The sequence below is a fragment of the Teichococcus globiformis genome, from assembly GCF_042646265.1.
Lineage (GTDB): Bacteria > Pseudomonadota > Alphaproteobacteria > Acetobacterales > Acetobacteraceae > Pseudoroseomonas > Pseudoroseomonas globiformis.
In genome coordinates, this window is sequence record NZ_JBHRTN010000007.1 from 209,835 (window position 1) to 234,924 (window position 25,090).

General features: G+C 66.5%; 24 protein-coding genes. 9 read left to right on the forward strand and 15 right to left on the reverse strand.

Going from position 1 to position 25,090, the window contains the following annotated elements; all coding sequences use genetic code 11:
- Positions 1 to 476 precede the first annotated feature (476 nt).
- Positions 477 to 1,880 carry a dipeptidase gene (locus tag ACFOD4_RS06220; RefSeq protein ID WP_379595268.1) on the forward strand — a complete coding sequence of 468 codons (1,404 nt, stop codon included), beginning with the start codon at positions 477 to 479 and terminating at the stop codon, positions 1,878 to 1,880.
- A gap of 40 nt (positions 1,881 to 1,920) precedes the next feature.
- On the opposite strand, the gene ACFOD4_RS06225 is transcribed toward ACFOD4_RS06220, so the two are convergent.
- The 13 genes from ACFOD4_RS06225 to hutC all read right to left on the reverse strand — a co-directional run bounded on the left by ACFOD4_RS06225 (position 1,921) and on the right by hutC (position 16,176).
- Positions 1,921 to 2,985: a threonine aldolase family protein gene (locus ACFOD4_RS06225; RefSeq protein WP_379595070.1), complete on the reverse strand. Its 1,065-nt coding sequence runs from the start codon at positions 2,983 to 2,985 to the stop codon at positions 1,921 to 1,923.
- A 26-nt stretch (positions 2,986 to 3,011) separates the two neighbouring features.
- Complete coding sequence (locus ACFOD4_RS06230; protein WP_379595071.1) at positions 3,012 to 3,188, reverse strand: hypothetical protein; 177 nt, start codon at positions 3,186 to 3,188, stop codon at positions 3,012 to 3,014.
- A gap of 100 nt (positions 3,189 to 3,288) precedes the next feature.
- Complete coding sequence (locus tag ACFOD4_RS06235) at positions 3,289 to 3,780, reverse strand: type II toxin-antitoxin system RatA family toxin (protein ID WP_379595072.1); 492 nt, start codon at positions 3,778 to 3,780, stop codon at positions 3,289 to 3,291.
- Positions 3,780 to 4,856, reverse strand: coding sequence for a lipoyl synthase (lipA, locus tag ACFOD4_RS06240; protein ID WP_379595073.1), 1,077 nt, complete (start codon positions 4,854 to 4,856; stop codon positions 3,780 to 3,782). The genes ACFOD4_RS06235 and lipA overlap by 1 nt, the downstream gene beginning before the upstream one ends.
- Before the next feature lie 101 nt (positions 4,857 to 4,957).
- The gene (gene lpdA / locus ACFOD4_RS06245) at positions 4,958 to 6,352 is read right to left on the reverse strand and encodes a dihydrolipoyl dehydrogenase (RefSeq protein ID WP_379595074.1); all 1,395 of its coding nucleotides are present in this window, start codon (positions 6,350 to 6,352) and stop codon (positions 4,958 to 4,960) included.
- Positions 6,353 to 6,368: 16 nt separating this feature from the next.
- On the reverse strand, positions 6,369 to 6,857 hold the full coding sequence (locus ACFOD4_RS06250) for a GNAT family N-acetyltransferase (protein WP_379595075.1): 489 nt from the start codon (positions 6,855 to 6,857) through the stop codon (positions 6,369 to 6,371).
- Positions 6,854 to 8,224 carry a pyruvate dehydrogenase complex dihydrolipoamide acetyltransferase gene (locus ACFOD4_RS06255; RefSeq protein WP_379595076.1) on the reverse strand — a complete coding sequence of 457 codons (1,371 nt, stop codon included), beginning with the start codon at positions 8,222 to 8,224 and terminating at the stop codon, positions 6,854 to 6,856. Before ACFOD4_RS06255 ends, ACFOD4_RS06250 begins: the two co-directional genes overlap by 4 nt.
- A gap of 12 nt (positions 8,225 to 8,236) precedes the next feature.
- Positions 8,237 to 9,652, reverse strand: a complete 1,416-nt coding sequence (locus ACFOD4_RS06260; RefSeq protein WP_379595077.1) for a pyruvate dehydrogenase complex E1 component subunit beta — start codon at positions 9,650 to 9,652, stop codon at positions 8,237 to 8,239.
- A gap of 3 nt (positions 9,653 to 9,655) precedes the next feature.
- The gene (gene pdhA, locus ACFOD4_RS06265) at positions 9,656 to 10,738 is read right to left on the reverse strand and encodes a pyruvate dehydrogenase (acetyl-transferring) E1 component subunit alpha (RefSeq protein WP_379595078.1); all 1,083 of its coding nucleotides are present in this window, start codon (positions 10,736 to 10,738) and stop codon (positions 9,656 to 9,658) included.
- A gap of 299 nt (positions 10,739 to 11,037) precedes the next feature.
- Entirely contained in the window at positions 11,038 to 12,237 is a 1,200-nt protein-coding gene (gene hutI, locus ACFOD4_RS06270; RefSeq protein WP_379595079.1) for an imidazolonepropionase, read from the reverse strand.
- A gap of 5 nt (positions 12,238 to 12,242) precedes the next feature.
- Positions 12,243 to 13,742, reverse strand: a complete 1,500-nt coding sequence (gene hutH / locus ACFOD4_RS06275) for a histidine ammonia-lyase (RefSeq protein WP_379595080.1) — start codon at positions 13,740 to 13,742, stop codon at positions 12,243 to 12,245.
- Positions 13,742 to 15,418: a urocanate hydratase gene (gene hutU, locus ACFOD4_RS06280; protein WP_379595081.1), complete on the reverse strand. Its 1,677-nt coding sequence runs from the start codon at positions 15,416 to 15,418 to the stop codon at positions 13,742 to 13,744. The genes hutH and hutU overlap by 1 nt, the downstream gene beginning before the upstream one ends.
- Positions 15,419 to 15,438: 20 nt before the next feature.
- Positions 15,439 to 16,176, reverse strand: coding sequence for a histidine utilization repressor (gene hutC / locus ACFOD4_RS06285; protein ID WP_379595082.1), 738 nt, complete (start codon positions 16,174 to 16,176; stop codon positions 15,439 to 15,441).
- A gap of 78 nt (positions 16,177 to 16,254) precedes the next feature.
- Between hutC and ACFOD4_RS06290 the strand changes: the two genes are divergently transcribed.
- Complete coding sequence (locus ACFOD4_RS06290) at positions 16,255 to 17,634, forward strand: formimidoylglutamate deiminase (protein ID WP_379595083.1); 1,380 nt, start codon at positions 16,255 to 16,257, stop codon at positions 17,632 to 17,634.
- Positions 17,635 to 17,738: 104 nt separating this feature from the next.
- Here ACFOD4_RS06290 and ACFOD4_RS06295 read toward each other — a convergent pair whose 3' ends face one another.
- Positions 17,739 to 18,764 (reverse strand): dipeptidase, encoded by a 1,026-nt coding sequence (locus tag ACFOD4_RS06295; RefSeq protein WP_379595084.1) that lies wholly within the window; start codon positions 18,762 to 18,764, stop codon positions 17,739 to 17,741.
- A gap of 52 nt (positions 18,765 to 18,816) precedes the next feature.
- Positions 18,817 to 19,911 carry a serine hydrolase domain-containing protein gene (locus tag ACFOD4_RS06300; RefSeq protein ID WP_379595085.1) on the reverse strand — a complete coding sequence of 365 codons (1,095 nt, stop codon included), beginning with the start codon at positions 19,909 to 19,911 and terminating at the stop codon, positions 18,817 to 18,819.
- Positions 19,912 to 20,004: 93 nt separating this feature from the next.
- Here ACFOD4_RS06300 and msrA point away from each other — a divergent pair, with 93 nt between their 5' ends.
- From msrA to dksA, 7 genes are all read left to right on the forward strand, one after another.
- Positions 20,005 to 20,559: a peptide-methionine (S)-S-oxide reductase MsrA gene (gene msrA / locus ACFOD4_RS06305; protein ID WP_379595086.1), complete on the forward strand. Its 555-nt coding sequence runs from the start codon at positions 20,005 to 20,007 to the stop codon at positions 20,557 to 20,559.
- Between the two features lie 257 nt (positions 20,560 to 20,816).
- Entirely contained in the window at positions 20,817 to 21,560 is a 744-nt protein-coding gene (locus ACFOD4_RS06310; protein WP_379595087.1) for a GntR family transcriptional regulator, read from the forward strand.
- Between the two features lie 133 nt (positions 21,561 to 21,693).
- Positions 21,694 to 21,897: a 50S ribosomal protein L32 gene (gene rpmF, locus ACFOD4_RS06315; protein ID WP_379595088.1), complete on the forward strand. Its 204-nt coding sequence runs from the start codon at positions 21,694 to 21,696 to the stop codon at positions 21,895 to 21,897.
- A 110-nt stretch (positions 21,898 to 22,007) separates the two neighbouring features.
- Complete coding sequence (plsX, locus tag ACFOD4_RS06320; protein WP_379595269.1) at positions 22,008 to 23,057, forward strand: phosphate acyltransferase PlsX; 1,050 nt, start codon at positions 22,008 to 22,010, stop codon at positions 23,055 to 23,057.
- Between the two features lie 26 nt (positions 23,058 to 23,083).
- A complete protein-coding gene (locus tag ACFOD4_RS06325) occupies positions 23,084 to 24,037 on the forward strand; it encodes a beta-ketoacyl-ACP synthase III (protein ID WP_379595089.1) in 954 nt (317 codons plus the stop codon).
- A gap of 140 nt (positions 24,038 to 24,177) precedes the next feature.
- Positions 24,178 to 24,369, forward strand: a complete 192-nt coding sequence (locus ACFOD4_RS06330) for a hypothetical protein (protein ID WP_379595090.1) — start codon at positions 24,178 to 24,180, stop codon at positions 24,367 to 24,369.
- Between the two features lie 193 nt (positions 24,370 to 24,562).
- Positions 24,563 to 24,979: an RNA polymerase-binding protein DksA gene (gene dksA, locus ACFOD4_RS06335; protein WP_379595091.1), complete on the forward strand. Its 417-nt coding sequence runs from the start codon at positions 24,563 to 24,565 to the stop codon at positions 24,977 to 24,979.
- Positions 24,980 to 25,090 lie beyond the last annotated feature (111 nt).

Below are 25,090 nucleotides of genomic sequence, written 5' to 3' on the forward strand. Positions count from 1 at the left end.
GCCGCCAGGATCCTGCTCAAGGACCCTGCGCTGGCCGTTTCCGATGGTGCCGGTGCAGCGCCAGATCCTTCTGGGGCCAAGGTGCAGGGGGCACTGGGCGTTCGACGAGCAACGCCAGGAACGGTGTCAGATTCGTGCATAGGGCTGGTCTCGCAACGGCATCGCGCTGCCACTGCACAATCTGCTGGCGTTCGGCATGCTCCAGATCGGCGAAGCCCTCTTCCGCCTTGTCGAAGGCGAGGGTGAAGCCTGCGAGATCCCGGCAGAAGCCCAGGCGGGACCTGTAGGTCAGAGACAAGCGGCTCGGTGACCATTGTCGGCCAGCCGGTTTAGGACCGTCCGCCTGACATGTTGCGGTTCCTGGCATCCCGACGCACTTTCCATCGGCTGGCTGGCGCGCCGGTCCAGCGAAGCTGTCGGGCGCACGGGAGAGCTCCGCCTTGCCGCGCGCCCATCCCGGCGCGACACTGCCGGTTATGCCAAACAACAAGACCGCGCAGGCTCTGGCCGCGCTCGATTCCGCCCGCGACGCTACCGAGGCCAGCCTGGTCGAGTGGCTGCGCATCCCCAGCGTGTCCGCCCAGCCGAACCATGCTGGCGATTGTCGCCGTGCCGCCGAATGGCTGGTGCGGGAGCTGGCAGCGCTCGGGTTTGAGGCCGGGCTGGCCGAGACACCTGGCCACCCGGTGGTGATTGCCAGCCATCCCGGACCCGAGGGACAGGCCGAGGGCGACGCCCAGCACATCCTGATCTACGGCCATTACGACGTGCAGCCGCCAGAGCCGCTTGAGCTGTGGCACAGTCCCCCGTTTGAGCCGGTGGTCACAGATGGGCCGCGCGGGCGGCGCATCACCGCCCGTGGCGCAGTGGATGATAAGGGGCAGGTGATGACCTGGCTTGCCGCCCTGCGCGCATGGCACGCCGTGGCCGGTGCGCCACCGGTGCGCGTGACGGTGCTGGTGGAAGGCGAGGAAGAGATCGGCAGCCCCAGCCTGGACCCGGTGCTGGTGGCGGAGAAGGCGCGGCTCTCGGCCGACGTGGCGCTGATCAGCGACACCAACATGTGGGCGTATGGCGAGCCTTCGCTGACCGTCAGCTTGCGCGGCATGGTTTATGTGCAGATCGATCTCAGGCTGGGGGACCGAGACCTGCATTCCGGCCTGTTCGGCGGATCGGCGGGCAATGTGCTAAACCTGCTGACCAGGATCCTGGGCGAGCTGAAGGATACGGATGGCCGTGTGCAGATCCCTGGCTTCTACGATGGCGTGGCCGAGCCAACTGCTCAAGAGCGCGCCGCCTGGGACGCGCTAGGCTTCAACGAGGCTGCCTTTCTGGGGGCACAAGGCTTGTCCGTGCCGGCGGGTGAGAAGGGACGCTCGGCGCCCGAACGCCTTTGGGCGCGGCCAACCGCCGATGTGAACGGCATCTGGGGCGGCTACATGGGCGATGGCACGAAAACCGTGATTGCATGCGAAGGCCATGCCAAGCTGTCCTGCCGCCTCGTGCCGGGGCAGGATCCTGAAAAGGTGGTCGAAGGCATCCGGCAATTCGTGCAATCGCGTCTGCCGGCCGATGCTAAGTTCACGCTGCAGGTCTTCGGCAAGGCGCCCGCGGTCGCGGTGCCGCCCGACTCGCCGTGGCTGGTCGCGGCCGAAGCGGTGCTGGAGGAGGAATTTGGTCGCAAATCCGTGCGGACCGGCGGTGGCGGCTCCATCCCGGTGGCATCCAGCCTGAAAGGTGTGCTGGGGCTGGATTGCCTGCTGATGGGTTTCGGGCTGGATGACGACCAGGTGCATAGCCCGAACGAGAAGTTCGAGCTGGACTGCCTGCATTCCGGCGCCCGCGCCCATGTGCGTTTCCTGGGCCACGTCGCGCGTTAGCCAACGCCGGCGAGGGATGGCAGCCCCTCGCCGATACGCTTCAGCGTGCCAGGATGCGGCGGATCAAACCGAGGCTTTCCTCGACCATGGCCTCTGTCACATCGAGATGCAGGCAGGCCCTTACGCGGCCGCCAAGGGCCGAGATCTGCACGCCCTCGGCCCGCAACGCGGCCACCAGCGCGTCCGGCGCCATGCCGGCTTCTCGCGGGTCGAAGAAAACCAGGTTGGTGTCCGGCTCCTGCACCACGATGCCCGGAATTTGGCGCAGGCCGCGTGCCAGCGCCTTGGCATTCGCGTGATCCTCGGCCAGTCGCTCCACATGGTGGTCCAGCGCGTGGATGCAGGCGGCAGCGCAGATGCCCGCCTGCCGCATGGAGCCACCCAGGCGCTGCTTCCAATGCCAGGCCTGATCAACGAAATCGGCGGAGCCGCACAGAACAGCGCCGAGTGGCGCACCGAGCCCCTTGGTGAAGTCCAGCCAGACGCTGTCGAACCCGGCCACCATCTCCGCCGCGGGAATGCCGCTGGCGACCACAGCATTCATCAGCCGGGCCCCGTCCATATGCGTGGCCCAGCCTTGCTCGCGCGCCACGGCGACAACGGCATCGAGCTGCGCCTGCGGCCAGATTACGCCGCCCCCGATATTCGCCGTCTGCTCGACCTCCAGCAGACGCTGCGGCGGTGCGTAACGGGTGCGGGGACGGATGGCAGCGCGCAGCGTCGCCTCGGTGAACAGCCCGTACTCCCCCTGCAAGGGATGGATCTGCACCCCGGTCAACGAGGCGTGGGTCCCGCCCTCGCTGGACAGAATGTGCGAGGTTTCGTGGGCCAGGACCTCGTCCCCATGCCGGCAATGGGTGCGGATGGCGATGACGTTGCACATGGTGCCGGAGGGCAGGAACACCGCCGCCTCCTTGCCCATCAACGCCGCCATGCGGTCGCAGAGCGCTGTCACGGTCGGGTCGTCGCCGAACTGCTCGTCGCCAACCTCCGCCGCCATCATCGCCTCCTTCATGGCGCGGGTCGGGCGGGTTTGAGTGTCGGAATAGAGGTTGATGCGGACCGGCGGTGCGCCGGCGGGAGGACGGGGAGGAGCATGCACCATGACGGCAGCCTTTCGCGGCTTCAGGGTCAGTCCGAGAGATCGGCGATGCTGCCGCGGATGATGCGGTAGATGGCCAGCAGAGCCGGAAAGGCGAGAAGCAGCCAAAACACCCAGTCCGGCACGGCTTGAAGCCAGGCTGGCCCAGACGGGCGCCACAGATAGGCTGCGCCTACAGGCAGAAGAATCAGCAGGAACTTCAGCATCGTGCCGGGAGCATGGCAGGCGCTGGGGACCGCGTCACCTGTCTTGCGGCCGCGGATCGGGGATGGCCGATGCCGGTCAGGCGCGGATGGCAGCCTGAACCTACTCCGCGGCGGGAGAACTGCCGGGCACCGGCCGCCCTGTGCCGGCCGTGGCCGCGCCATTGCGGCCGTACAGCACCATCGCTCGACGCTCGAAAGCCCGGACCATCAGCCTTACCGCCTCATTGAACACGGTGCCGATCACCGCCTGCAGCAGCCGTGACTTGAACTCGAAATCGACAAAGAAATCGACCTCGGTGCCGCCTTCCACCGGCGTGAACTTCCAGGTGTTGTTCAGGTAGCGGAAGGGGCCATTCTCATATTGCACCCGCACCGAATGCGGCCGCTCCAGTTCCACGCGGGAGCGGAAGGTCTCGCGGAACATCTTGAAGCCGATAGTGAGATCGGCCAGCAACTCCGTGTCCGTGTGAGACACAACCCGCGAGCCTACGCACCAGGGCAGGAACTCCGGATACCGCTTCACGTCGGCTACCAGCGCGAACATCTGCTCGGGCGTGTAGCGCAGAATGCGCTTCTCGGCGTGGGTCGGCATCAGGCGGCGCTGCGGGCAGCGAGCTGAGCGTTGCGGGCATCGCGCAGCGCGGCGAAGTCGCGATCGGCATGGTAGGAAGAGCGGGTCAGTGGCGTGGCCGAAACCAGCAGGAAACCTTTGCCGCGTGCCATGCGCGCATAATCCTCGAACTCGGCTGGCTCCACGAAGCGGTCGACGGCGGCGTGCTTCACGGTCGGCTGCAGGTATTGCCCGATGGTCAGGAAGTCGATCTCGGCGCTGCGCATGTCGTCCATGACCTGCAACACCTCCATCCGCGTCTCGCCCAGGCCCACCATCAGGCCTGACTTGGTAAAGATCGACGGGTCCAGTTGTTTCACCTGATCCAGCAACCTGAGCGAATGGAAGTAGCGGGCACCTGGCCGGATCGTGGGATAGAGCTTCGGCACCGTTTCCAGATTGTGGTTGAACACATCCGGACGCGCTTGCACCACGACCTCCAGTGCGCCGTGCTTGCGCAGGAAGTCCGGTGTCAGGATCTCGATGGTGGTCTCGGGTGCCGCAACGCGGATCGCGGCGATAACCTGCGCGAAATGGCGTGCTCCACCATCCTTCAGGTCGTCCCGGTCTACCGAGGTAATCACCACATGGCGCAGGCCGAGCTTGGCCACGGCATCGGCGACCCGACGCGGCTCATCGGCATCCAGGTGCTTAGGCTGGCCCGTGGTGATGTTGCAGAAGGAACAGGCGCGGGTGCAGATCTCGCCCATGATCATCATGGTGGCGTGGCGCTGCGACCAGCATTCTCCGATGTTGGGGCAGGCAGCCTCCTCACACACCGTCACCAGCTTGTTCTCGCGCATCAGGTTGCGCGTCTCGTGATAGATCGGATGCGTGGGTGCCTTGACGCGGATCCAGTCCGGCTTGCGCTTGATCGGGTTGTCCGGACGGTGCGCCTTTTCCGGGTGGCGCAGTTTTTTCGCCTCGGGCGGGCCCTCCTGGGCGGCATCCGCTGCCGCCTCGAGATGCGCGGGCAAGGCGGACGCGGCCATGTCAGGCGCCTGGGCATGGGAAACCGCGCCGCCGGCCCGGTGGTCGATCAAGATGCGCGTGGCCATTCGGAACCCCGGTACAATGCAGGGCGGCCAGCCGCATGAGCCGCCGCCCGCCCTTATATGAGCTTGTCCGGCCCGGATGCGAGGGTCCGAGCCGTTCTGCTTCAGATGTGGATCACTCGGCCATAGGCATCAAGCACCGACTCATGCATGGCTTCCGAGACGGTAGGGTGGGGGAAGACGGTATGGGCCAGCTCGGCCTCCGTCGTTTCCAAGGTACGGGCGATGGTGTAGCCCTGGATCATCTCGGTCACTTCTGGCCCCACCATGTGGGCGCCCAGCAACTCGCCGGTCTTGGCATCGAAGATGGTCTTCACGAAGCCCTCGGGTTCGCCAAGGGCAATGGCCTTGCCATTTCCAATGAAGGGGAAGCGTCCCACCCGGATCTCGTGCCCCAGCTCTTTGGCCTTGACCTCCGTCAGGCCTACCGAGGCGACTTGCGGCCGGCAATAGGTGCAACCCGGGATGTTGGACACCTCCACCGGGTGCGGATGCATGCCGGCAATGGCCTCCACCACCACGATGCCCTCATGGCTGGCTTTGTGCGCCAGCCAGGGCGCGCCGGTCAGGTCACCGATGGCGTAAAGGCCTTCTTCACCGGTGCGGCCGAACTCATCCACCACGATGTGGGTCTTCTCGACCTTCACCTTGGTGCCTTCAATGCCGATATTTTCGACGTTGCCCACGATGCCGACTGCGGAGATCAGCCGGTCGGCGGTGATTTCCTGCACCTTGCCGTCCACCTCGACCACGGCCGCGACACCGTCGCCGGTCTTGCGGACGCCCTGCACCTTGGCACCGACCAGGATCTTCATCTTCTGCTTTTCGAAGGACTTCTTCACGAAAGCCGAGATCTCGGCGTCCTCGACAGGCAGGATGCGGTCCATCGCTTCGATCAGCGTGACCTCGGCGCCCATGTTCAGGAAGAAAGAGGCGAATTCGCAGCCGATCGCGCCTGAGCCGATGACGATCAGCTTCTTCGGCATGGTGTTGGGTTGCAGGGCCTCGCGATAGGTCCAGATCAGATTGCCGTCCGGCTCGATGCCCGGGATGACACGGGCACGCGAGCCTGTGGCCAGGATGATGTGCTTGGCCTCGATCTCGGCGACCGGATTGCCATCCTTGGTGACGGAAAGCTTGCCCTTGCCGGCAAGCTTGCCATGGCCGTCGAACACCGTGACTTTGTTCTTCTTCAGCAGGCCCTTCACGCCAGCGGAAAGCTGCCCCGCCACCTGGCGCGAGCGCTTCACCACCTTGGCGAAATCGTAGCGGATATTATCCGCTGCGAAGCCGTACTGATCGAGGGTATGCAGCACGTGGTTGATCTCGGAGGCGCGCAGCAGCGCCTTGGTCGGGATGCAGCCCCAGTTGAGGCAGATACCGCCCAGATGCTCGCGCTCCACCAGCGCGACCTTCATCTTCAGCTGCGAAGCGCGGATGGCGGCCACATAGCCACCCGGGCCACCGCCCACCACCACCAGGTCGAACTGCTCGGCCATGTTCTGCTTGTCCTCGTCAGGCCCCGGTGGCGAAGGCGGTCAGCGCCTCGCCCGAGAGCCGTTGATCGGTCCATTCATCCTGCGCCACCGCGCCGATCCGCCGGTAGAAGGCGATGGCCGGCTCGTTCCAGTCCAGCACCGCCCACTCCACCCGCGGATAACCCTCGGCCACGGCCAGCTGCGCCACCTTGCGGAAGATGGCGCTGCCGATACCGAGGCGGCGGTGCTCCGGCTCGACGAACACGTCCTCGATCCAGAACCCGGCCTTGCCGGTGAAGGTAGAGAAGGTTTCGTACCAAAGGCAGAAGCCTACGGCCTCGCCTTCCACTTCCGCGATCAGGCCACGGACGCGCTTGGTCGCCAGCGCGGCATAGAAATCGCCCGCGCTGGCCTTCGCCTCATGCCCCAGCTTTTCGTACTCCGCGAGGGCCCGCACCAGTCGTTCCACTGTTTCCGCATCGCGCGGGCGGGCATCGCGGAGCGTGAAGCCGGAGGCGCCGCTCACAGCATCAGGCTCAACGGGTCCTCGACCACCTTCTTGAAGGCGGCGATGAACTCGGCGGCGAGCGCGCCATCGACCACACGGTGATCGACGGAAAGGGTGCAGGTCATGACCGTCGCAATGGCCAGCGCCCCATCCTTGACCACCGGGCGCTGCTCCCCGGCGGACACAGCCAGGATGCCGGCCTGGGGCGGGTTGATGATGGCCGAGAAGTCCTTCACCCCGAACATGCCCATGTTCGAGATGGAGAAGCCACCACCCTGGAATTCCTCGGGCTTCAGCTTGCCGGACTTGGCACGGGCGGCCAGATCCTTCATTTCGCCGGAGATGGCGGCGAGGCCCTTCTGGTCGGCCTTGCGGATGATCGGCGTGATCAGCCCGTCCGGGATGGACACAGCGACCGAGATGTCCACGTCATGGTACTGGATGATGGCGTCATCGGTCCATGTGGCGTTGACATTCGGGTATTGCCGCAGCACCCGGGCCACCGCCTTGATCACCAAGTCGTTGACCGAGAGCTTGAAGGCGCCCGGTCCGTCCTTCGGCGCGCGGGCATTGAGGTCGGCGCGCAGCTTCAGCAGTGCGTCGATCTCGATGTCCATCGTGACATAGAAGTGCGGAACGGTCTGCTTGCTCTCGCTCAACCGCCGCGCGATCACCTTGCGCATCGAACTGTTCGGAACAGCGGTGTGCGGCGCGGTGATGGCGGGGGCAGGGGCCTTCGCCGGTGCGGGAGCTTGCGCGTTCCCGGGCGCTTGAGCAGGAGCCTGCGCATCCGCCTGCGGCTTCGCGGACTGCGGCTTGCCTGCCGCACCCTCGATATCCGCCTTCACGATGCGGCCATTGGGTCCGGAACCCTGGATGCCCGACAGGTCGATCCCGGCCTGCTGCGCCATGCGGCGCGCGAGCGGCGAGGCGAAGACGCGGTCGCCGGCATCTGCGGTCGTGCCGGCAGCACCGTTGGCGGCGGGCTGAGCCTTGTTCTCCACCGCCGTCGCGGCTTTGGGCTCCTGCTCACCGGGCCCCGTTTCGGGCTTGCCGCCGGCGCTGGAGTTCTGCTTGGGCGCGGCGTCGGGCTTCGGGGCAGGCTTCGGTGCGGCGGCGCCTGCATCGGCCGGCACCTCCTCGCCTTCCTCGACCAGGATTCCGATGGGGGCGTTGACCTTCACCCCCTCCGTACCGTCGGGAACCAGGATTTTGCCGAGGATGCCCTCATCCACGGCTTCGAACTCCATGGTGGCCTTGTCGGTCTCGATCTCGGCGATCACGTCGCCGGCCTTGACCGCTTCGCCTTCCTTCTTGAGCCAGCGCGCCAGGTTCCCCTCGGTCATGGTGGGGGACAGGGCGGGCATCAGGATGTTTGTGGCCATGATCCCGCTCCCTTATTTCTTGTAGGTGACGCTTTTCGCCGCATCGACCACATGCTCGATGGTCGGCAGCGCCAGCTTCTCAAGATTGGCCGCATAGGGCATCGGCACGTCGAGCCCGGCGACGCGCACCGGCGGCGCATCCAGGTGGTCGAAGGCGTTCTCGATGACCTGCATCGCGACCTCGCCGCCGATGCCGGAGAAGGCCCAGCCTTCCTCAACGGTGACGAGCCGGTTGGTCTTCTTCACCGAGGCCACGATGGTGTCGATGTCCAGCGGGCGGATCGAGCGCAGGTTGATGACCTCCGCCTCGATGCCTTCCTCGGCCAGCTTCTCGGCCGCCTTCAAAGCCAGCCCGACCTCGATCGAGAAGGCGACGATGGTGACGTCCTTGCCCTCACGCTCGATCTTGGCTTTGCCGATGGGCAGGATGAAATCTTCGTCCGTCGGGCATTCGAAGCTCTGCCCGTAGAGGATCTCGTGCTCGAGGAAGATCACCGGATTCGGGTCGCGGATGGCGGCTCGCAGCAGGCCCTTGGCGTCCGCTGAAGACCAGGGCGCCACGACCTTGAGGCCGGGAACATGGGCATACCAGGAGGCGTAGCACTGGCTGTGCTGCGCCGCCACGCGGGCTGCCGCGCCATTCGGGCCCCGGAACACGATAGGGCAGCCAAGCTGCCCGCCCGACATGTACAGCGTCTTCGCGGCGCTGTTGATGATCTGGTCGATCGCCTGCATCGAGAAGTTGAAGGTCATGAACTCGACGATCGGCTTCAGGCCGCTCATGCCCGCACCGACCGCCATGCCGGTGAAGCCGTGCTCGGTGATCGGCATGTCGACCACCCGTTTCGGGCCGAACTCGTCCAGCAGTCCTTGCGACACCTTGTAGGCGCCCTGGTACTGGGCGACTTCCTCGCCCATCAGGAACACCTTGTCGTCGCGGCGCATCTCGGCGGCCATGGCATCGCGCAGCGCCTCGCGCACCGTGATGCTCTTGGTCTCACCCCAATCCTTTTCCGGCTCGGAGGCGGGGGAAATCGGCTTGGCCGAGGCCTCGGGGCGCTCGGCGGCACCCTTCGCCGCGATCTCCTTGTGGTCCTCCGCCTTCTTGGCAATCTCGGCGGTTTCGCCACCAGCCTGGACCGCAGGGGAAACCGGCTGCTCCGGGCCATGCGCGGCGTTGCTGCTGTCGCCGCCATCGAGCTCGGCGATCACGGAGTTCACCTGCACACCCTCGGTGCCTTCCGGCACCAAGATCTTGGTCAACTGGCCTTCATCGACCGCCTCGACCTCCATGGTCGCCTTGTCGGTCTCGATCTCGGCGATCACATCGCCGGCGGCGACAGTGTCGCCTTCCTTCTTCAACCAGCGCGCCAGCTTTCCTTCCGTCATGGTGGGGGAAAGGGCGGGCATCAGGATCGTGGCACCCATGGCTCAGCGGGCCTCCAGCAGGATGTCGGTCCAGAGTTCGCTTTCATCCGGCTCGGGCGAGGTCTGGGCGAATTCGGCGGCGTCGGCGACGATGGCCTTGATCTCGTCGTCGACCTTCTTGATCTCGGCCTCTTCCGCGCCATTGGTGAGGAGGATCTTGCGCAGCGTCTCGATCGGGTCGTGCTGCTCGCGCATTTTCTGCACTTCTTCGCGCGTGCGGTACTTCGCGGGGTCGGACATGGAGTGGCCACGGTACCGGTAGGTCTTCATCTCCAGGATGTAGGGGCCGTTGCCCTCGCGGCAGTGGGCCACGGCACGAAGCCCGGCCTCCTTCACCGCCTCGACATCCATGCCATCCACCTGCTCGCCCGGGATGCCCCACGGCGCGCCATCCTTGGAGCGGTCCTTGGAAGCGGAGGCGCGATCCATGGACGTGCCCATGCCGTACTTGTTGTTCTCGACGATGAACACCACCGGCAGCTTGAACAGGGCAGCAAGGTTGTAGCTCTCAAAAACCTGGCCCTGATTGGCAGCGCCGTCGCCGTAGTAGGTCAGGCAGACCGAGCCATCGTCACGATACATGTTGGCGAAGGCCAGGCCGATGCCGAGCGATACCTGGGCGCCAACAATGCCGTGCCCCCCATAGAAGCCCTTCTCGCGCGAGAACATGTGCATGCTCCCGCCCTTGCCCTTGGAATAGCCGCCGGAGCGTCCGGTCAGTTCGGCCATCACACCGCGCGACTCCATGCCGGTGGCCAACATATGCCCATGGTCACGGTAGGAGGTGATCACTTGGTCGCCCGGCTGCAGGCACATCTGCATGCCGACCACCACGGCCTCCTGGCCGATGTAGAGGTGGCAGAAGCCGCCAATCAGGCCCATGCCATAAAGCTGTCCGGCCTTTTCCTCGAAGCGGCGGATCAGCAGCATGTCGCGATAGGCCTGCAGGCGCTCCTCGTCGGTGAGGCCCGGGGCCTGATTGCTGCCCGACTTGCTGCCACGGGCGAGGGCGGGTTTGGGGGTGGAGGGCGCGGCGCTGGCCTTGCCGCGTCGCGTGGTGGTGCCTGCTTTGGCGCCTTGGACCATCCGGCTGCTCCATTCTGCCCGCCGCCGCACGAGATTGGCGGAGGCGCCTGGCGGAAATACGGGTGCGGCGCCACTCCTGCAAGCATACTTGGTTGGCTAAGTCTCTGATGCTGCGCTGCAATAAAGAGATTAACCATTTTCCGGTTAATCTAGCCTGCAGGCGATGGCGTGCCTCACATTCCTCTGAATCCTCCGATGGCCCAAGGTTTCACGGCACTGGCGCAAACATGCGCGTGCACCCTGTGCAGGCAGCGTGAGGCGGCTGCTGATCACATGGAGAGCCTATGCCGCGGCCAGAATCACTCGCCCCCGACAACCCGGCCGATGCAGGGGTTACCGCCGATCCAATAGCAAAGTTCGGCAGGCTGATGGATGCGGTAAAGGGCCAGATCCGCCCGGGCACCGGCCCGCAGCAGCCCGCGATCAGTGAGCCCGAGGGCAGCCGCTGCGTGCCGGGTGACGCCCAGCAGTGCTTCCGACACAGTGAGACGGAACAGTGTGCAGCCCAGGTTGAGCGCCAGCAAAAGGGAGCGTAACGGCGAAGAGCCGGGGTTCATGTCCGTGGCCAGGGCCATCCGCAGCCCGCAGTCACGCATGGCAGCGATGTCCGGCAATCGTGGCTCACGCAGGAAGTAGGTGGCCCCAGGCAGCAGAACCGCGACCGTGCCGGCTTCCGCCATGGCGCGCAGACCATGCGCATTGGCATGTTCGAGGTGGTCTGCCGACAGCGCCCCGGAGCGTGCGGCAAGCATGGCTCCGCCCAGGTCGGACAGCTGGTCGGCATGCAGCTTCACCGGCAGGCCGGCAGCGCGCGCCGCCTCGAACACTCTGGCGGTCTGGGCCGGCGAGAAGGCGATGCCCTCGCAAAAGGCATCCACCGCATCGGCGAGGCCGGACCGGGCAGCGGCCGGGATCATCTCCCGCACCACAGCATCGACATAGGCGTCGGACCCACCCGGGAAGCCTGGCGGCACGGCATGTGCGGCCAGAAGAGCGGTCACGACGCCGACACCCTCGGCGCTACCAAGGGCCCGGGCCACACGCAGCATCTTCATCTCGGTGGCGAGGTCCAGGCCGTAGCCCGACTTGATCTCCACCGTGGTGGCGCCTTCCGCCACAAGCCCCCGCAGGCGCCCCGCGGCGGCGGCGAGAAGCGCGGCGTCGTCTGCGGCTCGCGTGGCGCGCATGGTGGACAAGATGCCACCCCCCGCCTGCGCGATCTGCTCGTAGCTCGCTCCCTGCAGCCGCTGCTGAAACTCGCCCGAACGATCACCGCCGAAAACCAAATGGGTATGGCAATCGATCAGCCCCGGCAGAATCCAGGCGCCGTCGCAATCGATGGTGTCCGCGGCGGGGCCAGGCAGACCGGCGCGGGGTCCTACATAGGCGATGCGGCCCTCGCGCACTGCCACCGCACCATCCTGCACCAGTCCGAGCGGGGCGTCTTCCGGCCCATCCATTGTGGCCAGGTAGGCGTTCAACCATACGCGATCGAACATTGCCCTCAGCCTTCGGTCAGGGGGGTGAAGGCACCCCGCTCCACCAGCCGCTTCACTGCGGCGATGTCGGGCGCCATGTAGCGATCCTCGTCCCAGGGTGCCGCGACGGCGCGGATGCGCTCCACCGCTGGCTGCAGCGCGGCCGAAGTGCGGAGCGGCGCATGGAAGCCAAGGCCTTGCGCCGCCGCCAGGAACTCTACCGCCAGGATGCCCGCCGTGTTGTCGGCCATGTCCGGCAGGCGCAGCGCGGCGCCGGTCGCCATGGAGACGTGATCCTCCTGGTTGGCGCTGGTCGGCAGGCTGTCCACGCTGCGTGGCGAAGCCAGCGCCTTGTTCTCGCTGGCCAATGCTGCTGCGGTGACCTGGGCGATCATGAAGCCGGAATTCAGCCCACCTTCGCGCACCAGGAAGGCCGGCAGGCCGGACAGCACGGGATCGGTCAGCAGCGCAATGCGCCGCTCCGACAGGGCTCCGATCTCCGCCAGCGCCAGGGCGATGATATCGGCGGCAAAGGCCACCGGCTCGGCGTGGAAGTTGCCGCCGGACAGCACCTCGCCCTCTGCGGTGACCAAGGGGTTGTCAGTCACCGCATTGGCCTCGCGCCGCAGCGTTTCGGCCGCCTGCTCCAGAATATCGAGGCAGGCGCCCATCACCTGCGGCTGGCAGCGCAGGCAATAAGGGTCCTGCACGCGTGGGTCACCCAGGCGATGGCTGTCGCGGATGGCACTGCCTTCCAGCAGGTCTCGCAGAATGGCGGCGGCGCGGATCTGTCCGCTCTGCCCGCGCAGGGCATGGATGCGGGCGTCGAAGGGCGTGTCGGAGCCGCGCGCCGCATCGGTGCTGAGTGCGCCGGCCACCAGAGCGCTCCGCCACAGAGACTGGGCGGTGAACAGGCCGGCCAGCGCCAGGGCGGTGGAAACCTGCGTGCCGTTCAACAGCGCCAGACCTTCTTTGGGACCGAGCTCCAGCGGGGCAAGGCCGGCTCGCCTCAGCGCCTCGGCACCGGGGAGGACTTCCTCGCCTACCAGCGCCTCGCCCTCGCCGATCAGCACCAGCGAAAGATGCGCGAGAGGTGCCAGATCCCCCGACGCCCCAACCGAGCCGCGTGCCGGAATGGCCGGCAGCACTTCCATGTTCAGGAGTGCCAGAAGCTGCGTCACAACTTCCGGCCGCACGGCGGAGGCGCCGCGTGCCAGCGAGAGAGCCTTCAGCGCCAGGATCAGGCGTACCACGGGGGTGGGGAGGAAGGGACCGAGGCCGGCCGCATGGCTGCGCAGCAGATTGCGCTGCAGCCGCGTCAGGTCGTCGCTGTTGATACGCTGGCTCGCGAGCTTGCCGAAGCCGGTATTGACGCCGTACAGCGCCTCGCCCGAGGCGATGCGCGCCGCCAGCGCCTCGACCGAGGCCTTGACCGGACCTTGCCAGTCATCGGGCAGGACGAGCGGCTCGCCCTCCATCACAAGCCGCAACTCCTGCAGCGTGGCACCGCCGGGTTGAATGATCATCACCGTGCTCCGATCATCGGCAGGTCAAGGCCCAGTTCACGCGCGCAATCGATGGCGGTGTCGTAGCCGGCATCAGCGTGGCGCATCACCCCCGTCGCGGGGTCGTTCCAGAGAACGCGCTTCAGGCGCCGCGCGGCATCCTCCGTGCCGTCCGCGACGATCACCATGCCGGCATGCTGCGAGTAACCCATGCCCACGCCACCGCCATGGTGCAGCGACACCCAGGTGGCGCCGGAAGCGGTGTTCAGCAGCGCGTTCAGCAAAGGCCAGTCGCTGACAGCATCCGATCCATCGCGCATTGCTTCCGTTTCCCGGTTAGGTGAGGCGACGGAGCCGGAATCCAGGTGGTCGCGGCCGATCACCACCGGCGCCGACAGCTCGCCCTTCGCCACCATCTCGTTGAAGGCGAGGCCGAGCCGGTGACGCTGCCCCAGCCCGACCCAGCAGATGCGCGCGGGCAGACCCTGGAAGTGGATCCGCCGCTGCGCCATGTCGAGCCAGCGATCCAGGTGCGGATCGTCGGGGATGAGCTCGCGCACCTTGTCGTCGGTTCTGCGGATGTCTTCCGGATCGCCGGAAAGCGCGGCCCAGCGGAAGGGGCCGATGCCGCGGCAGAAGAGCGGGCGGATATAGGCCGGCACGAAGCCAGGGAAATCGAAGGCGTTGGCCAACCCTTCATCCTTGGCCATCTGGCGGATGTTGTTGCCATAGTCGAGTACGGCGCTGCCCATGCGTTTGAAGTCCAGCATCGCCTGGACATGCGCCACCATGCTGCGCTTGGCGGCAGCCGCGACGGCCTTCGGGTCGCTTTCCCGCTTTGCTTGCCATTCCGGCAGGGTCCATCCGGCAGGGAGGTAGCCGTTGGAGGGATCGTGCGCGCTGGTCTGGTCAGTGACGATGTCCGGCACCACCCCGCGCCGCACCAACTCCGGGAAGATCTCAGCGGCGTTGCCGAGGAGCCCGATACTGACCGGCTTCTTCTCGATGCAGGCGGCGCCGATCATGGCCAGCGCCTGATCCACCGAGCGGGCGTGCTGGTCGAGGTAGCCGGTCTCCAGCCGTTTCTCGATGCGGGAAGGCTGGCATTCCACGGCCAGCACCGAGGCGCCGGCGAAGACACCTGCCAGGGGCTGCGCGCCCCCCATGCCCCCCAGCCCGGCGGTAAGGATCCAGCGCCCGGCCAAATCGCCGCCGAAATGCTGGCGTCCGGCCTCGGCAAAGGTTTCGTAGGTGCCCTGCACGATGCCCTGGCTGCCGATGTAGATCCAGGAGCCGGCGGTCATCTGGCCATACATCATCAGCCCGGCACGATCGAGCGCGTTGAAATGCTCCCAATTCGCCCAGGCCGGCACCAGGTTGGAGTTCGCCAGCAGCACACGCGGCGCGTCCCTGTGCGTCTCGAACACGCCGACGGGCTTGCCGGACTGCACCAGCAGCGTCTGGTGCTCTTCAAGCCGTTTCAGGACGGAAAGAATGGTCTCGTAGCTCTGCCAGTCTCGCGCGGCGCGGCCGATGCCGCCATACACCACAAGCTCCCCAGGGCGCTCGGCGACCTCGTCGTCGAGGTTGTTCATCAGCATCCGCATGGCCGCCTCGGTGGTCCAGTGCTTCGCGCTCAGGACGTTGCCGCGCGGGCTGCGGATGGCGGGGGCGTTGCGGAAGCGGGTCTGCGACATGCGAGACGTCTCCGATGACATCAGCTCAGCGCGCCGCCGAGGCGATAGCGCGAGCCAGGATGGGTGAGCAGCGCCCGGGTGGCGACCAGTTGCCAAGACCAGGTGCGGCGATGGATCAGCAGGCAGGGCTCGTCCAGCGCGATGCCGAGCGCCTCTGCAATCAACGGATCGGGGTGGCAGGCTTCCACCACATGCTCCACGCGCTCGGCTGGAGCGCAGGAGGTGAGGTATCGGTACGGGGTGAGGCGGGTGAAGTCCTGCTCCAGGAAGGCGGGTGCGATCACCGGATTGACCATGCGGTCTTCGAATTGCACCGGCACCCCATTTTCACTGTGGATCAGGCGGCAGCGGAACAGTTCCACATCCACGGGCACGCCGAAGGCTGCAGCGAGCGCCGCGTCGGCGCGACAGCGGCCAAGATCCAGCACGCGCGTGCTGTGCGCGGCGCCGCGCTCCGCCATTTCCTCCGCAATATCGCGCAGCTCCAGCATAGAAGATTGTGGCTTGGCCCCGGCAACAAAGGTACCGACGCCCTGCACCCGCACCAGCAGCCCCGCATCGGCCAGTTCGCGCAGGGCGCGGTTAACGGTTACCCGGGAAACCCCGGTCAGCTTCACCAGCTCGTTCTCTGAGGGCACCCGGTCCTCGGCGCCCCATTCACCGCTGGCGACGCGTGACAGGATCATCGCCTTGATCTGCTGGTAGCGGGGAGTGGCGGGCGAGGGCGTAGGCCGCAGCCGCAATTCGGTGGCAGACATGCATCTAGGGTGGTTGTCTTGACAAGTCTCGTCAAGCTGAAAGACGATCAAAGGCGCGCAGCAGGAAAGGATGCTCCCATGATGCGATTCTTCGCCCGGGAAGCTTTGTTGCCGGATGGCTGGGGGTCGGACGTGCTCATTGAGGCCGATGTTGCCGGTACCATCCACACTGTCCGGCCTAACGCTGTGTCGGTGGATGCGGAGCGGCTGCCTGGAGTGGTCATTCCTGGTATCCCCAACCTGCACTCCCATGCCTTCCAGCGCGCCATGGCGGGTCATGCGGAACGCCGCTCGCCATCCCAGGCCCGGACGGCCGAAGGGGGGGCAGACTCCTTCTGGACCTGGCGCCACACCATGTACCGCTTTGTAGGGCTGTTCTCGCCGGAGGATGCCGAGGCGGTGGCGGCACAGCTCTATGTTGAATGCCTGGAATGGGGCTTCACCAGCATTGCCGAGTTCCACTACCTGCATCACCAGCCGGATGGTTCGCCGTATGCGGAGCCCGCGGAGATGGCGATGCGCCACCTGACCGCAGCGCGCGAGGCCGGCATCGGCATCACCTTGCTGCCCAGCCTCTACCGATATGGCGGGATTTTCGGGAAGGAACCGGCTCCTGGACAGCGCCGCTTCCTGAACAATCCTGACCGCTTCTGGCGGATTGTGGAACGCCTGGGCGTTGCGGTGGCCGGCGACAAGCAGGCCGGGCTGGGGATCGCACCGCATTCCCTGCGCGCAGTGACGCCCGCCATGCTGCGGGACGCGGCTGGCTTCAACGGACCCATCCATATCCACGCCGCGGAGCAGCAGCGAGAGGTGGCCGAGTGCGAGGCAGCCACTGGCGCGCGCCCGGTACAATGGCTGCTGGAGAACTGCCCCGTCGATCCGCGCTGGTGCCTGATCCATTGCACGCACATGACCGAACAGGAGACTGCAGCGCTGGCGCAGAGCGGTGCCGTGGCGGGACTATGCCCCACGACCGAGGCCTCGCTCGGCGACGGCATCTTCGGTCTGCCCGCTTTCCGCGAGGCGGGCGGACGCATCGGGTTCGGGACGGACAGCCATGTCGGGACCTCACCGCGCGACGAGATGCGGCAGTTGGAGACCAGCCAGCGTCTGGCGCTGCAGGAACGCTCGGTCGCGGCGGCCGAGGCCTTGCCGCATCCGGGCCGCAACCTGATCGATGCGGCGGTGGCAGGCGGCGCTCAGGCCTGTGGCCGGCCGATCGCCGGCATTGCACCGGGGCAGCGCTGCGACCTTGTGGCGTTGGAGGACAGCCACCCCGCCCTATGCGGACGTCATCGGGACGAGTTGCTGGATGCCTGGGTGTTCAGCGGCCAATCGAACCCGGTGGCTCAGGTGGTTGCCGGTGGCCGAACGGTGGTGCGTGACGGACGCCACGTCGCGCGCTCGACGATTGCCGCGAGGTTCCGCGCCGCCATGGCGAGGTTCGCCGGGTGATGCCGGACCGCCGGGGCCAGCGGCGGTCCGGCATCATGACCGAGCAACGGCCGGACGACCTGTTCGCCGCCCTGGCAAAATCAGCTTCCCTGGATGGCGGCGCTTCAACCTTCCGCCGCCACCGCCTCGGCCGCGCGCATGACGCGCAGGAAGTTTCCGGACCACAACAAGGCGATGGCTTCGGTGTCGTAGCCGCGGCGTAGCAGCTCGGTCGTCAGGCTGGCGCTGTCGGCGGCGCTCATCCAGCCCTCGACGCCTCCGCCGCCGTCGAAATCCGAGGAGAGGCCGACATGGGCGATGCCCATGCGCTGCACGGCATAATCCACATGGTCGACAATGTCGGCCACAGTGGCATGAACCCGGCCATCGGCTCCCGGACCGCGCAGGAAGCCGGGCACGGCGGTGATCTGCATCAGGCCTGCGCCTCGCCGCAGAGCCTCCATCTGTTCGTCATCGAGGTTGCGGGGGTGGTCGCGCAGGGCACGCACGCAGGCATGGGTGGCCACCACCGGCGCGCGCGAGATTTCGACTGCCTGCATCATGCTGCTCTTGGCCGCATGCGATACATCAACCATCAGCCCCAGCGCGTTCATCTCGGCGACTGCCGAGCGGCCTAACTGCGACAACCCGCCGTGCAGCACGGGTCCATCGCCCAGGTCAGGGCGGGAAATGGCGGCATCGGCCAGCAGGTTGTGGCCGTTGTGCGTGATGGTGACATAGCAGGCCCCAAGGCCGCGCCATAGCGCCAGGCGAGACAGGTCGTCAGCCATGCCATAGCCATTCTCCACAGCCAGCAGCGTGCCGAGGACGCGACCGCCATGGAGCGCCTCCAGCTCAGCGGCGCGGGCAACGATGCGCCGGCCGCCACCGGCATTGGTGGCGCGGATGGAGCGCAGCATGGCTTCGGCCCGGGCGCCGGCCGCCGCATGAGCTTCCGGCGTGCGTGGCCCCTGCGGGAGGTAGGCGGCGAACACCACCGCCTGCAATCCGCCAGCCAGCATCTTCGGGTAGTCCACGCAGCGGTCTGTGCTGCCACGCGGATCGGGAGTCATGGGCCAGGGAATGTCCACATGGGTGTCGAGCGTCAGGGTCGCGGCATGGACGCTGGCGGGGGCGGGGCTGTCGGTCATCTCGCATCCGGCGGCGGTGAAGCCCGCAGCGTCCCGCCACCGGAAGGCGCCGTCAACCAGGGGCCTGGAGGGCGGAAGTGACGCGAGCCAGCATGTCCGGCAGTGCGGCAGGATCGAGCCAACGGAACACGGCAACAATGCCGTGGCCCGGGTCGATCCAGATGGTGTTGCCGCCCGCGCCCTGGGCAAAGAAGCTTTCGCGGCTGGCGCCCGGATGGCGGCCTTGGCCATTCAGCCACCACAGCAGCCCGTAATCCGGATTGAGCGCGCAAGGGGTGGTGCAGGCCGCGACCCAGCCCTCCGGAAGGACGCGCCGACCGTTCCACATCCCATCCTGCAGCATGAGCTGTCCAACCAGCGCCTGGTCCTCGGCATGGGTGATGACGCCGCCACCCCAGTGGCCGCCGCCCGAGACCGACTGGATCTGGCGACCATCGATGTCAACGAAGCTGGTTCGGTAGCCTTCCCAGCGGAAATCGCCACCGCCACCAAGTGGTGCCATCACCCGCTCGGCCCAGATCTCCGGCAGGGGCCGCCGGAAACGATGCAGCAGCGCGAGCGAGAGGGCGTTCACGCGGACGTCATTATACTCCCAGTAGGTGCCCGGCTCACGCATCGGCCGGTCGATCCCCTTGGGACCGCTGCCCTCCCGCTTGAGGTCGCGTCCCCGGTCGATCCGCTCGGCCTTTCCGAACAGCGATCCTTCCCATTCGCTGGTCTGTTGCAGCAGCATGCGCCAGGTCACCGCGCCATTGCGCTCCCCTTGGAAGGCCGGGTCGGCCACGCTGCCGGACACCGGCTCGTCAAGGTCGCGGATCAGGCCGTCGCCCAGTGCCAGTCCTGCCAGCAACGCCAGATAGCTTTTCGCGACGCTGAAAGTCATGTCCGCCTGCCGGGTGTCGCCCCAGCTGCCCACCCGCCGGCCATGCCGCAGAATCATCCCGTTGGGTGCGCCACGAGGCTGAGTGTGGCCAAGAACCTCATTGTCCGGGGCCGGCTCGAAGTAGCCGGATTGCAGATGCGCCAGCAGGTCTCGTGGAAACGGGCTTTCATGCGCTTTGGCAAAGGCGATCGCCTCGGCCAGACGTGTGGAATCGAAGCCGGCTTCGACAGGATCCTGCGGCGGGAAGGGGATGTTCTGTTGCATGGATGGACGGTGCCGGGGCGAAGGCGAGGGCGCAAGGGATGCAGATGCCGTCGCGGCACCCTATCTACCTCGCCGCAGAAGGAGACGAGCCCTATGGCCGAAACCACGACCGAGACTGCCATTCTGGGTGGCGGTTGCTTCTGGTGTATCGACGCGGCAATGCGCGACCTCCAGGGCGTCACCGAGGTGGAATCCGGCTATGCCGGCGGGCACGCCGAAAATCCAACCTACGAGCAGGTCTGCGGCAAGCGCACAGGGCATGCGGAGGTGGTCCGGGTCGCCTTCGATCCCTCGGTGATCAGCTATGCCGACCTGCTGCGCATCTTCTTCACTCTCCACGACCCGACCACGAAGGACCGGCAGGGAGCCGATATCGGCCCGCAATACCGCAGCATTATCCTGACGACCTCGGACCAGCAGGCGGAAACAGCCCGGCAGGTCATGGCTGAAATCGAGGCTGAGGGAATCTGGGATGCAACGTTGGTGACCGAGTTGTTGCCGGCGGAACGCTTCTGGCCTGCAGAACCCGAGCACCAGGACTACTTCAACCGCAATCCCTGGGCCGGATATTGCCGCGCGGTGGTCGCCCCCAAGGTCGCGAAGTTCCGCCACAGCTTCGCAGGAAGGCTGAAGAGCCAGGTTGCCTGAAAAGGCGGCGAAGGGCGGAAGGCAGAAAAGCGGACGGCGCCCTGGCATGGCCGGGCGCCGTCGTAACGCTGAACTTGGTCCCTTTGCGGAACCTTCCTCCCCAAACTCGGCCTGCGTTGCAATCCCGAGAGCCCTCTTCTAGCAGGTCTTGTATAAGACACAAGTCTTCTTTTGGACACCGGATCAGGCTGCGCGCCTGCGGAAAACTCGGCTATGGTGCAACTGCTCACAATGCCGCCGGAGATCCGCCCGCAGCCATGCCGACTGCCCTTCGCCCTGCCTCACCCCAGTTGGATGCGCGGCCGCTCTACCGGCAAGTGGAGGAGATCCTGCTCGGCCGCATCGTCGGCGGCGACTGGCCTCCCGGCCATGCCCTGCCTTCCGAGCCGGAACTGGCAGCGGAGCTCGGCGTGTCGCAAGGCACTGTCCGAAAGGCGCTGACGGAGCTTGAACTCCGCCATGTGATCGAGCGACGCCAGGGCCGTGGCACCACCGTATCCCGCCACAACAGCGAGACGGCGCGCCGCCACTTCTTCCGCCTGCGTGATCTGAGCGGCTCCGCGGTGATCTCCCGCATCATTGTCGTGTCCTGTGACGAAGGACGCGCCGAGCCCTGGGAAGCCGCGGCGCTGGGCATCAGGGAAGGCGACCCGGTGCATCACCTGCGGCGGATCCGCCTGCTGGACGGCAGCCCGCGCATCTTCGAGCGTTGCACGTTGTCCGCGACCCTTGTTCCCGGATTCGGCGTCCCGCCGGGCGAGTTCGCGCAGGAGCTGTACGTTTACTTGCAGCAGGCGCACAACGTGACGATCCGCCGGGCTGAGGAGGATCTTTCCGCGGCTGGAGCCGATGCCGAGACGGCCGAGGCGCTTGGCAAGCCGGTCGGCACGCCCTTGCTCATGGTGCAGCGAATCGCCTACGACGTGGCTAACCGCGCGGTTGAGGTGCGGTTGTCGATGATCGACACGGAGCGGCACCGCTACGCCGTGCGGCTGGATTGACGCTTCGTCCCCGCCGGGCAGGGGAGGGCACGCGATGCTTGCACCAGGGGGGGCAGGATGGTATTCGCCGCGCCTTCCTGTTTGACCGCTGACCCTTTCAGCACATCACTGACGAAAAGAGAGGCCCGGCGCCATGGCCGTTCCGAAAAAGAAGGTTTCGCCCTCCCGCCGCGGGATGCGCCGCAGCCATGAGGCCCTGTCCGCCCAGGCGCACCACGAATGCCCCAATTGCGGCGAGCTGAAGCGCCCGCATCATGTCTGCGCCTCCTGCGGCCATTATGACGGCCGCGAGGTTGTGGCCGCCGGCAAGCCGCTGAAGGCGGCGGTTCGCGTCTGAAACCGACGGAGCCGGCTAGGGATAGGCATATCTTGTCACAGGCGAGTTTGCCGCAGGACGGCGCCTCCGGTGCGCCGGCCCTGGCCGGTTATGACCTGGCCATCGATGCCATGGGTGGCGACAACGCGCCCGACGTTGTGCTCGACGGTTTGGAGCTGGCGGCTGAACGTCACCCCAAGGCCCGCATCCTTCTGGTAGGTGACGAGGCTCGCCTTGCGCCGCTGCTGGAACAGCGCAAGCGCGCCGCCAGGATCTGCTCGTTGCGCCACGCGCCGGATGCCATTCCGGGCGACATGAAGCCGACGGCCGCGCTGCGTCTGCGCAACGCTTCCATGCGGGTGGCCATCGACGCCGTGGCGGCTGGCGAAGCGTCCGGGGTGGTGTCAGCGGGCAACACGGGTGCGCTGATGGCGCTCGGCAAGATCGTGGTGAAGGCTCTGCCGGAGATCGATCGCCCGGCGCTGGCGGCGATCGGCCCCTCCGCCCGCGGCGATGTGGTCATGCTCGACATGGGCGCCAACATTGTCTGCAATGCCCGGAACTTGGTTGAGTTTGCGGTGATGGGCGATGCCTTCGCGCGCACCGTGCTGGGCTTGCCCGAGCCTAGCATTGGCCTTCTGAACGTCGGCAGCGAGGAGCTGAAGGGCGACGATCGCGTGCGGCAAGCTGCCGAGATGCTGCGCGAATCCGGCCTCGCCGGCAATTTCCACGGCTTTGTTGAAGGCCACGACATCACCGCCGGAACGGTGGACGTGGTGGTGACGGATGGCTTCACCGGCAATGTCGCACTAAAGACCGGCGAGGGCGCGCTGAAGCTGATGATCGGCCTGTTGAAGCAGGTCTTCGCTTCTTCCGCCCGGGGCAAGCTGGGCTATCTGATCGCCAAGCCGGCACTGGATCAGCTGCGCGCCTTTATCGACCCGCGTCGGTACAACGGGGCCGTGCTCATCGGACTCAACGGACTGGTGGTGAAGAGCCATGGCGGCGCCGATGCCGTAGGCTTCGCCCATGCCGTTGATGTTGCGATGGACATGGTGACGCACCGCTTGAACGAGCGCATCCGCGAAAAGCTGGCCACCCTGCCGCCCCCCCGCAGCGCCACCGCCGAAATCGGAGTGGCCGATCCTGGTTCGGCCGGAAGCGGCGTCGAGCTGCGCTGACAGGCTGCCACGGGAGCGATCATGCCATGACCCTTCGCGCCATCATTGCTGGCACCGGTGGCTATCTGCCAGAACTCGCCCTGGACAACGACGCGCTCGCCGCACGTCATGGGCTCGATACCTCGGATGCCTGGATACGCGAGCGTACCGGCATCAGGCGCCGCCACATCGCGGCGCCGGGGCAGATGGCCAGCGACTTGGCGCTGTTTGCGTGCCAGGCTGCTCTGGAGCAGGCCGGAGCGATGGTGGACGAGGTCGATGGCATCCTGGTGGCCACGGCTACGCCGGATTCGGTGTTTCCCTCCACCGCAGCCCGCTTGCAGGCCAAGCTCGGCATGGAGCGCGGCTTCGCCTTCGATATCGCGGCGGCCTGCACGGGTTTCGTGTATGCGTTGTCCGTCGCGGACGCGATGATCCGTGTGGGGCAGGCGCGCAACCTGCTTGTGGTTGGCACGGAGGTCTTCTCACGCATCCTCGACTGGACGGATCGAGGCACCTGCGTGCTGTTCGGGGATGGGGCGGGCGCCGTGCTGCTGCGGGCATCGGATGCTGAAGACGGCCGTGGCATCCTGTCCTGCCATCTCCATGCTGATGGCCGCCACGGAGACATCCTGCAGGTCGAGGGACTGCCAGGCCAGTTGCGCATGGCGGGACGCGAAGTGTTCCGCCATGCGGTCGCGAAGCTTGCGTCCGTTGTTGACGAGGCGCTGGAGTCCAATGGACTGACAAAGAGCGACGTTGCGTGGCTGGTGCCGCATCAGGCCAATCTGCGCATCATCGAGGCCATGGGCCGCAAGCTGGGCTTGCCGCAGGACCGCGTCGTGGTGTCCGTGGACCGGCATGCCAACACTTCCGCCGCCTCCATCCCGCTGGCCCTCGCGGAAGCGACACGGGATGGCCGCATCGCACGCGGTGATCTGGTGCTGATGGAGGCGATCGGTGGTGGCCTCACCTGGGGCGCGTCGCTGGCTCGTTTCTGATAGGCCTTTCGCCTGATCACAGAAAGCGGCGCGTATTCTCACTACCTTGTGGATTGTGGGCTGGGTCTATCCGGGGCAACCTCCTGATACCCCTTGGGCTGGGCGTTCAGCCCGGGCAGGGATCCGGAGCAAGGCTGGTCATGATCCTCGATGAGTCGCGCCGTGTTGCAAAAGCCGGGCGGGAGCTCGGCGTTGCCGAAAGCCGCCCCTCCCGTCCTGCCTACCATCCGGAGGAGGGAGCTTCCGACCGCTCCGATTGGGCAAGCCTCCTCAAGGCGGCGGCCATCATCCTTCTTCCCATCGCTTTGGTGTCGCTGCTGCTGACCCACTGAACGCAGGTACAACGAAGCGCCTGGAACAGGCTGCTGTGCCGAAGAATTCAGCAGAAGAGTGGCTGGCGCGAAAAATTCATGCTGATGCGGAATGCCCTGCCTCTTGGCGCGGGCGGGGCCGCCCTTGTATGGTCCGGCCGCCTTTCGGGGGGCCTCGCTGTGGTGCATCCGATCGGCTGGGGGATCGAACAAAATGCTGATTACCGTGCCGCCTGACTACCGGCCCTCGGATACCGAGGAATTCATGAGTCCCCTGCAGCAGGCCTATTTCCGGCAGAAGCTGCTCCGCTGGCGTCAGGATCTGCTGCGCGAGGCCGGAGACACCCTGGCCAGCCTCAGCGAAGGCGGCATTGCGGAAGCCGACCTGACCGATCGTGCCAGTGTTGAAACCGACCGGGCCTTGGAACTCCGCACCCGCGATCGTGCCCGGAAGCTGATCTCCAAGATCGATCAGGCACTGGAGCGGATCGACAACGGCACCTACGGCTATTGCGAGGAAACCGGCGAGCCCATCGGTTTGCGGCGCCTCGAAGCCCGGCCCATCGCGACGCTGTCCATTGAAGCACAGGAACGCCACGAGCGTATGGAGCGCGTACACCGCGACGACTGAACCTCCCTTTCGGGTGCAGCGGTGCCACCCTGCGATAGCCCTTGCAATCGGGCCGGATCCGGTGCATCTGCCGCCGCAAGGCTTGACGCCGTGAATCGTTTGATGGCGGTC

Coding starts and splice junctions, on each gene's coding strand:
- ACFOD4_RS06220 (WP_379595268.1), top strand. CDS start 477: ATGCCAAACAACAAGACCGCGCAGGCTCTGGCCGCGCTCGATTCCGCC.
- ACFOD4_RS06225 (WP_379595070.1), bottom strand. CDS start 2,985: ATGGTGCATGCTCCTCCCCGTCCTCCCGCCGGCGCACCGCCGGTCCGC.
- ACFOD4_RS06230 (WP_379595071.1), bottom strand. CDS start 3,188: ATGCTGAAGTTCCTGCTGATTCTTCTGCCTGTAGGCGCAGCCTATCTG.
- ACFOD4_RS06235 (WP_379595072.1), bottom strand. CDS start 3,780: ATGCCGACCCACGCCGAGAAGCGCATTCTGCGCTACACGCCCGAGCAG.
- lipA (WP_379595073.1), bottom strand. CDS start 4,856: ATGGCCACGCGCATCTTGATCGACCACCGGGCCGGCGGCGCGGTTTCC.
- lpdA (WP_379595074.1), bottom strand. CDS start 6,352: ATGGCCGAGCAGTTCGACCTGGTGGTGGTGGGCGGTGGCCCGGGTGGC.
- ACFOD4_RS06255 (WP_379595076.1), bottom strand. CDS start 8,224: ATGGCCACAAACATCCTGATGCCCGCCCTGTCCCCCACCATGACCGAG.
- ACFOD4_RS06260 (WP_379595077.1), bottom strand. CDS start 9,652: ATGGGTGCCACGATCCTGATGCCCGCCCTTTCCCCCACCATGACGGAA.
- pdhA (WP_379595078.1), bottom strand. CDS start 10,738: ATGGTCCAAGGCGCCAAAGCAGGCACCACCACGCGACGCGGCAAGGCC.
- hutI (WP_379595079.1), bottom strand. CDS start 12,237: ATGTTCGATCGCGTATGGTTGAACGCCTACCTGGCCACAATGGATGGG.
- hutH (WP_379595080.1), bottom strand. CDS start 13,742: ATGATCATTCAACCCGGCGGTGCCACGCTGCAGGAGTTGCGGCTTGTG.
- hutU (WP_379595081.1), bottom strand. CDS start 15,418: ATGTCGCAGACCCGCTTCCGCAACGCCCCCGCCATCCGCAGCCCGCGC.
- hutC (WP_379595082.1), bottom strand. CDS start 16,176: ATGTCTGCCACCGAATTGCGGCTGCGGCCTACGCCCTCGCCCGCCACT.
- ACFOD4_RS06290 (WP_379595083.1), top strand. CDS start 16,255: ATGATGCGATTCTTCGCCCGGGAAGCTTTGTTGCCGGATGGCTGGGGG.
- ACFOD4_RS06295 (WP_379595084.1), bottom strand. CDS start 18,764: ATGACCGACAGCCCCGCCCCCGCCAGCGTCCATGCCGCGACCCTGACG.
- ACFOD4_RS06300 (WP_379595085.1), bottom strand. CDS start 19,911: ATGCAACAGAACATCCCCTTCCCGCCGCAGGATCCTGTCGAAGCCGGC.
- msrA (WP_379595086.1), top strand. CDS start 20,005: ATGGCCGAAACCACGACCGAGACTGCCATTCTGGGTGGCGGTTGCTTC.
- ACFOD4_RS06310 (WP_379595087.1), top strand. CDS start 20,817: ATGCCGACTGCCCTTCGCCCTGCCTCACCCCAGTTGGATGCGCGGCCG.
- rpmF (WP_379595088.1), top strand. CDS start 21,694: ATGGCCGTTCCGAAAAAGAAGGTTTCGCCCTCCCGCCGCGGGATGCGC.
- plsX (WP_379595269.1), top strand. CDS start 22,008: ATGGGTGGCGACAACGCGCCCGACGTTGTGCTCGACGGTTTGGAGCTG.
- ACFOD4_RS06325 (WP_379595089.1), top strand. CDS start 23,084: ATGACCCTTCGCGCCATCATTGCTGGCACCGGTGGCTATCTGCCAGAA.
- ACFOD4_RS06330 (WP_379595090.1), top strand. CDS start 24,178: ATGATCCTCGATGAGTCGCGCCGTGTTGCAAAAGCCGGGCGGGAGCTC.
- dksA (WP_379595091.1), top strand. CDS start 24,563: ATGCTGATTACCGTGCCGCCTGACTACCGGCCCTCGGATACCGAGGAA.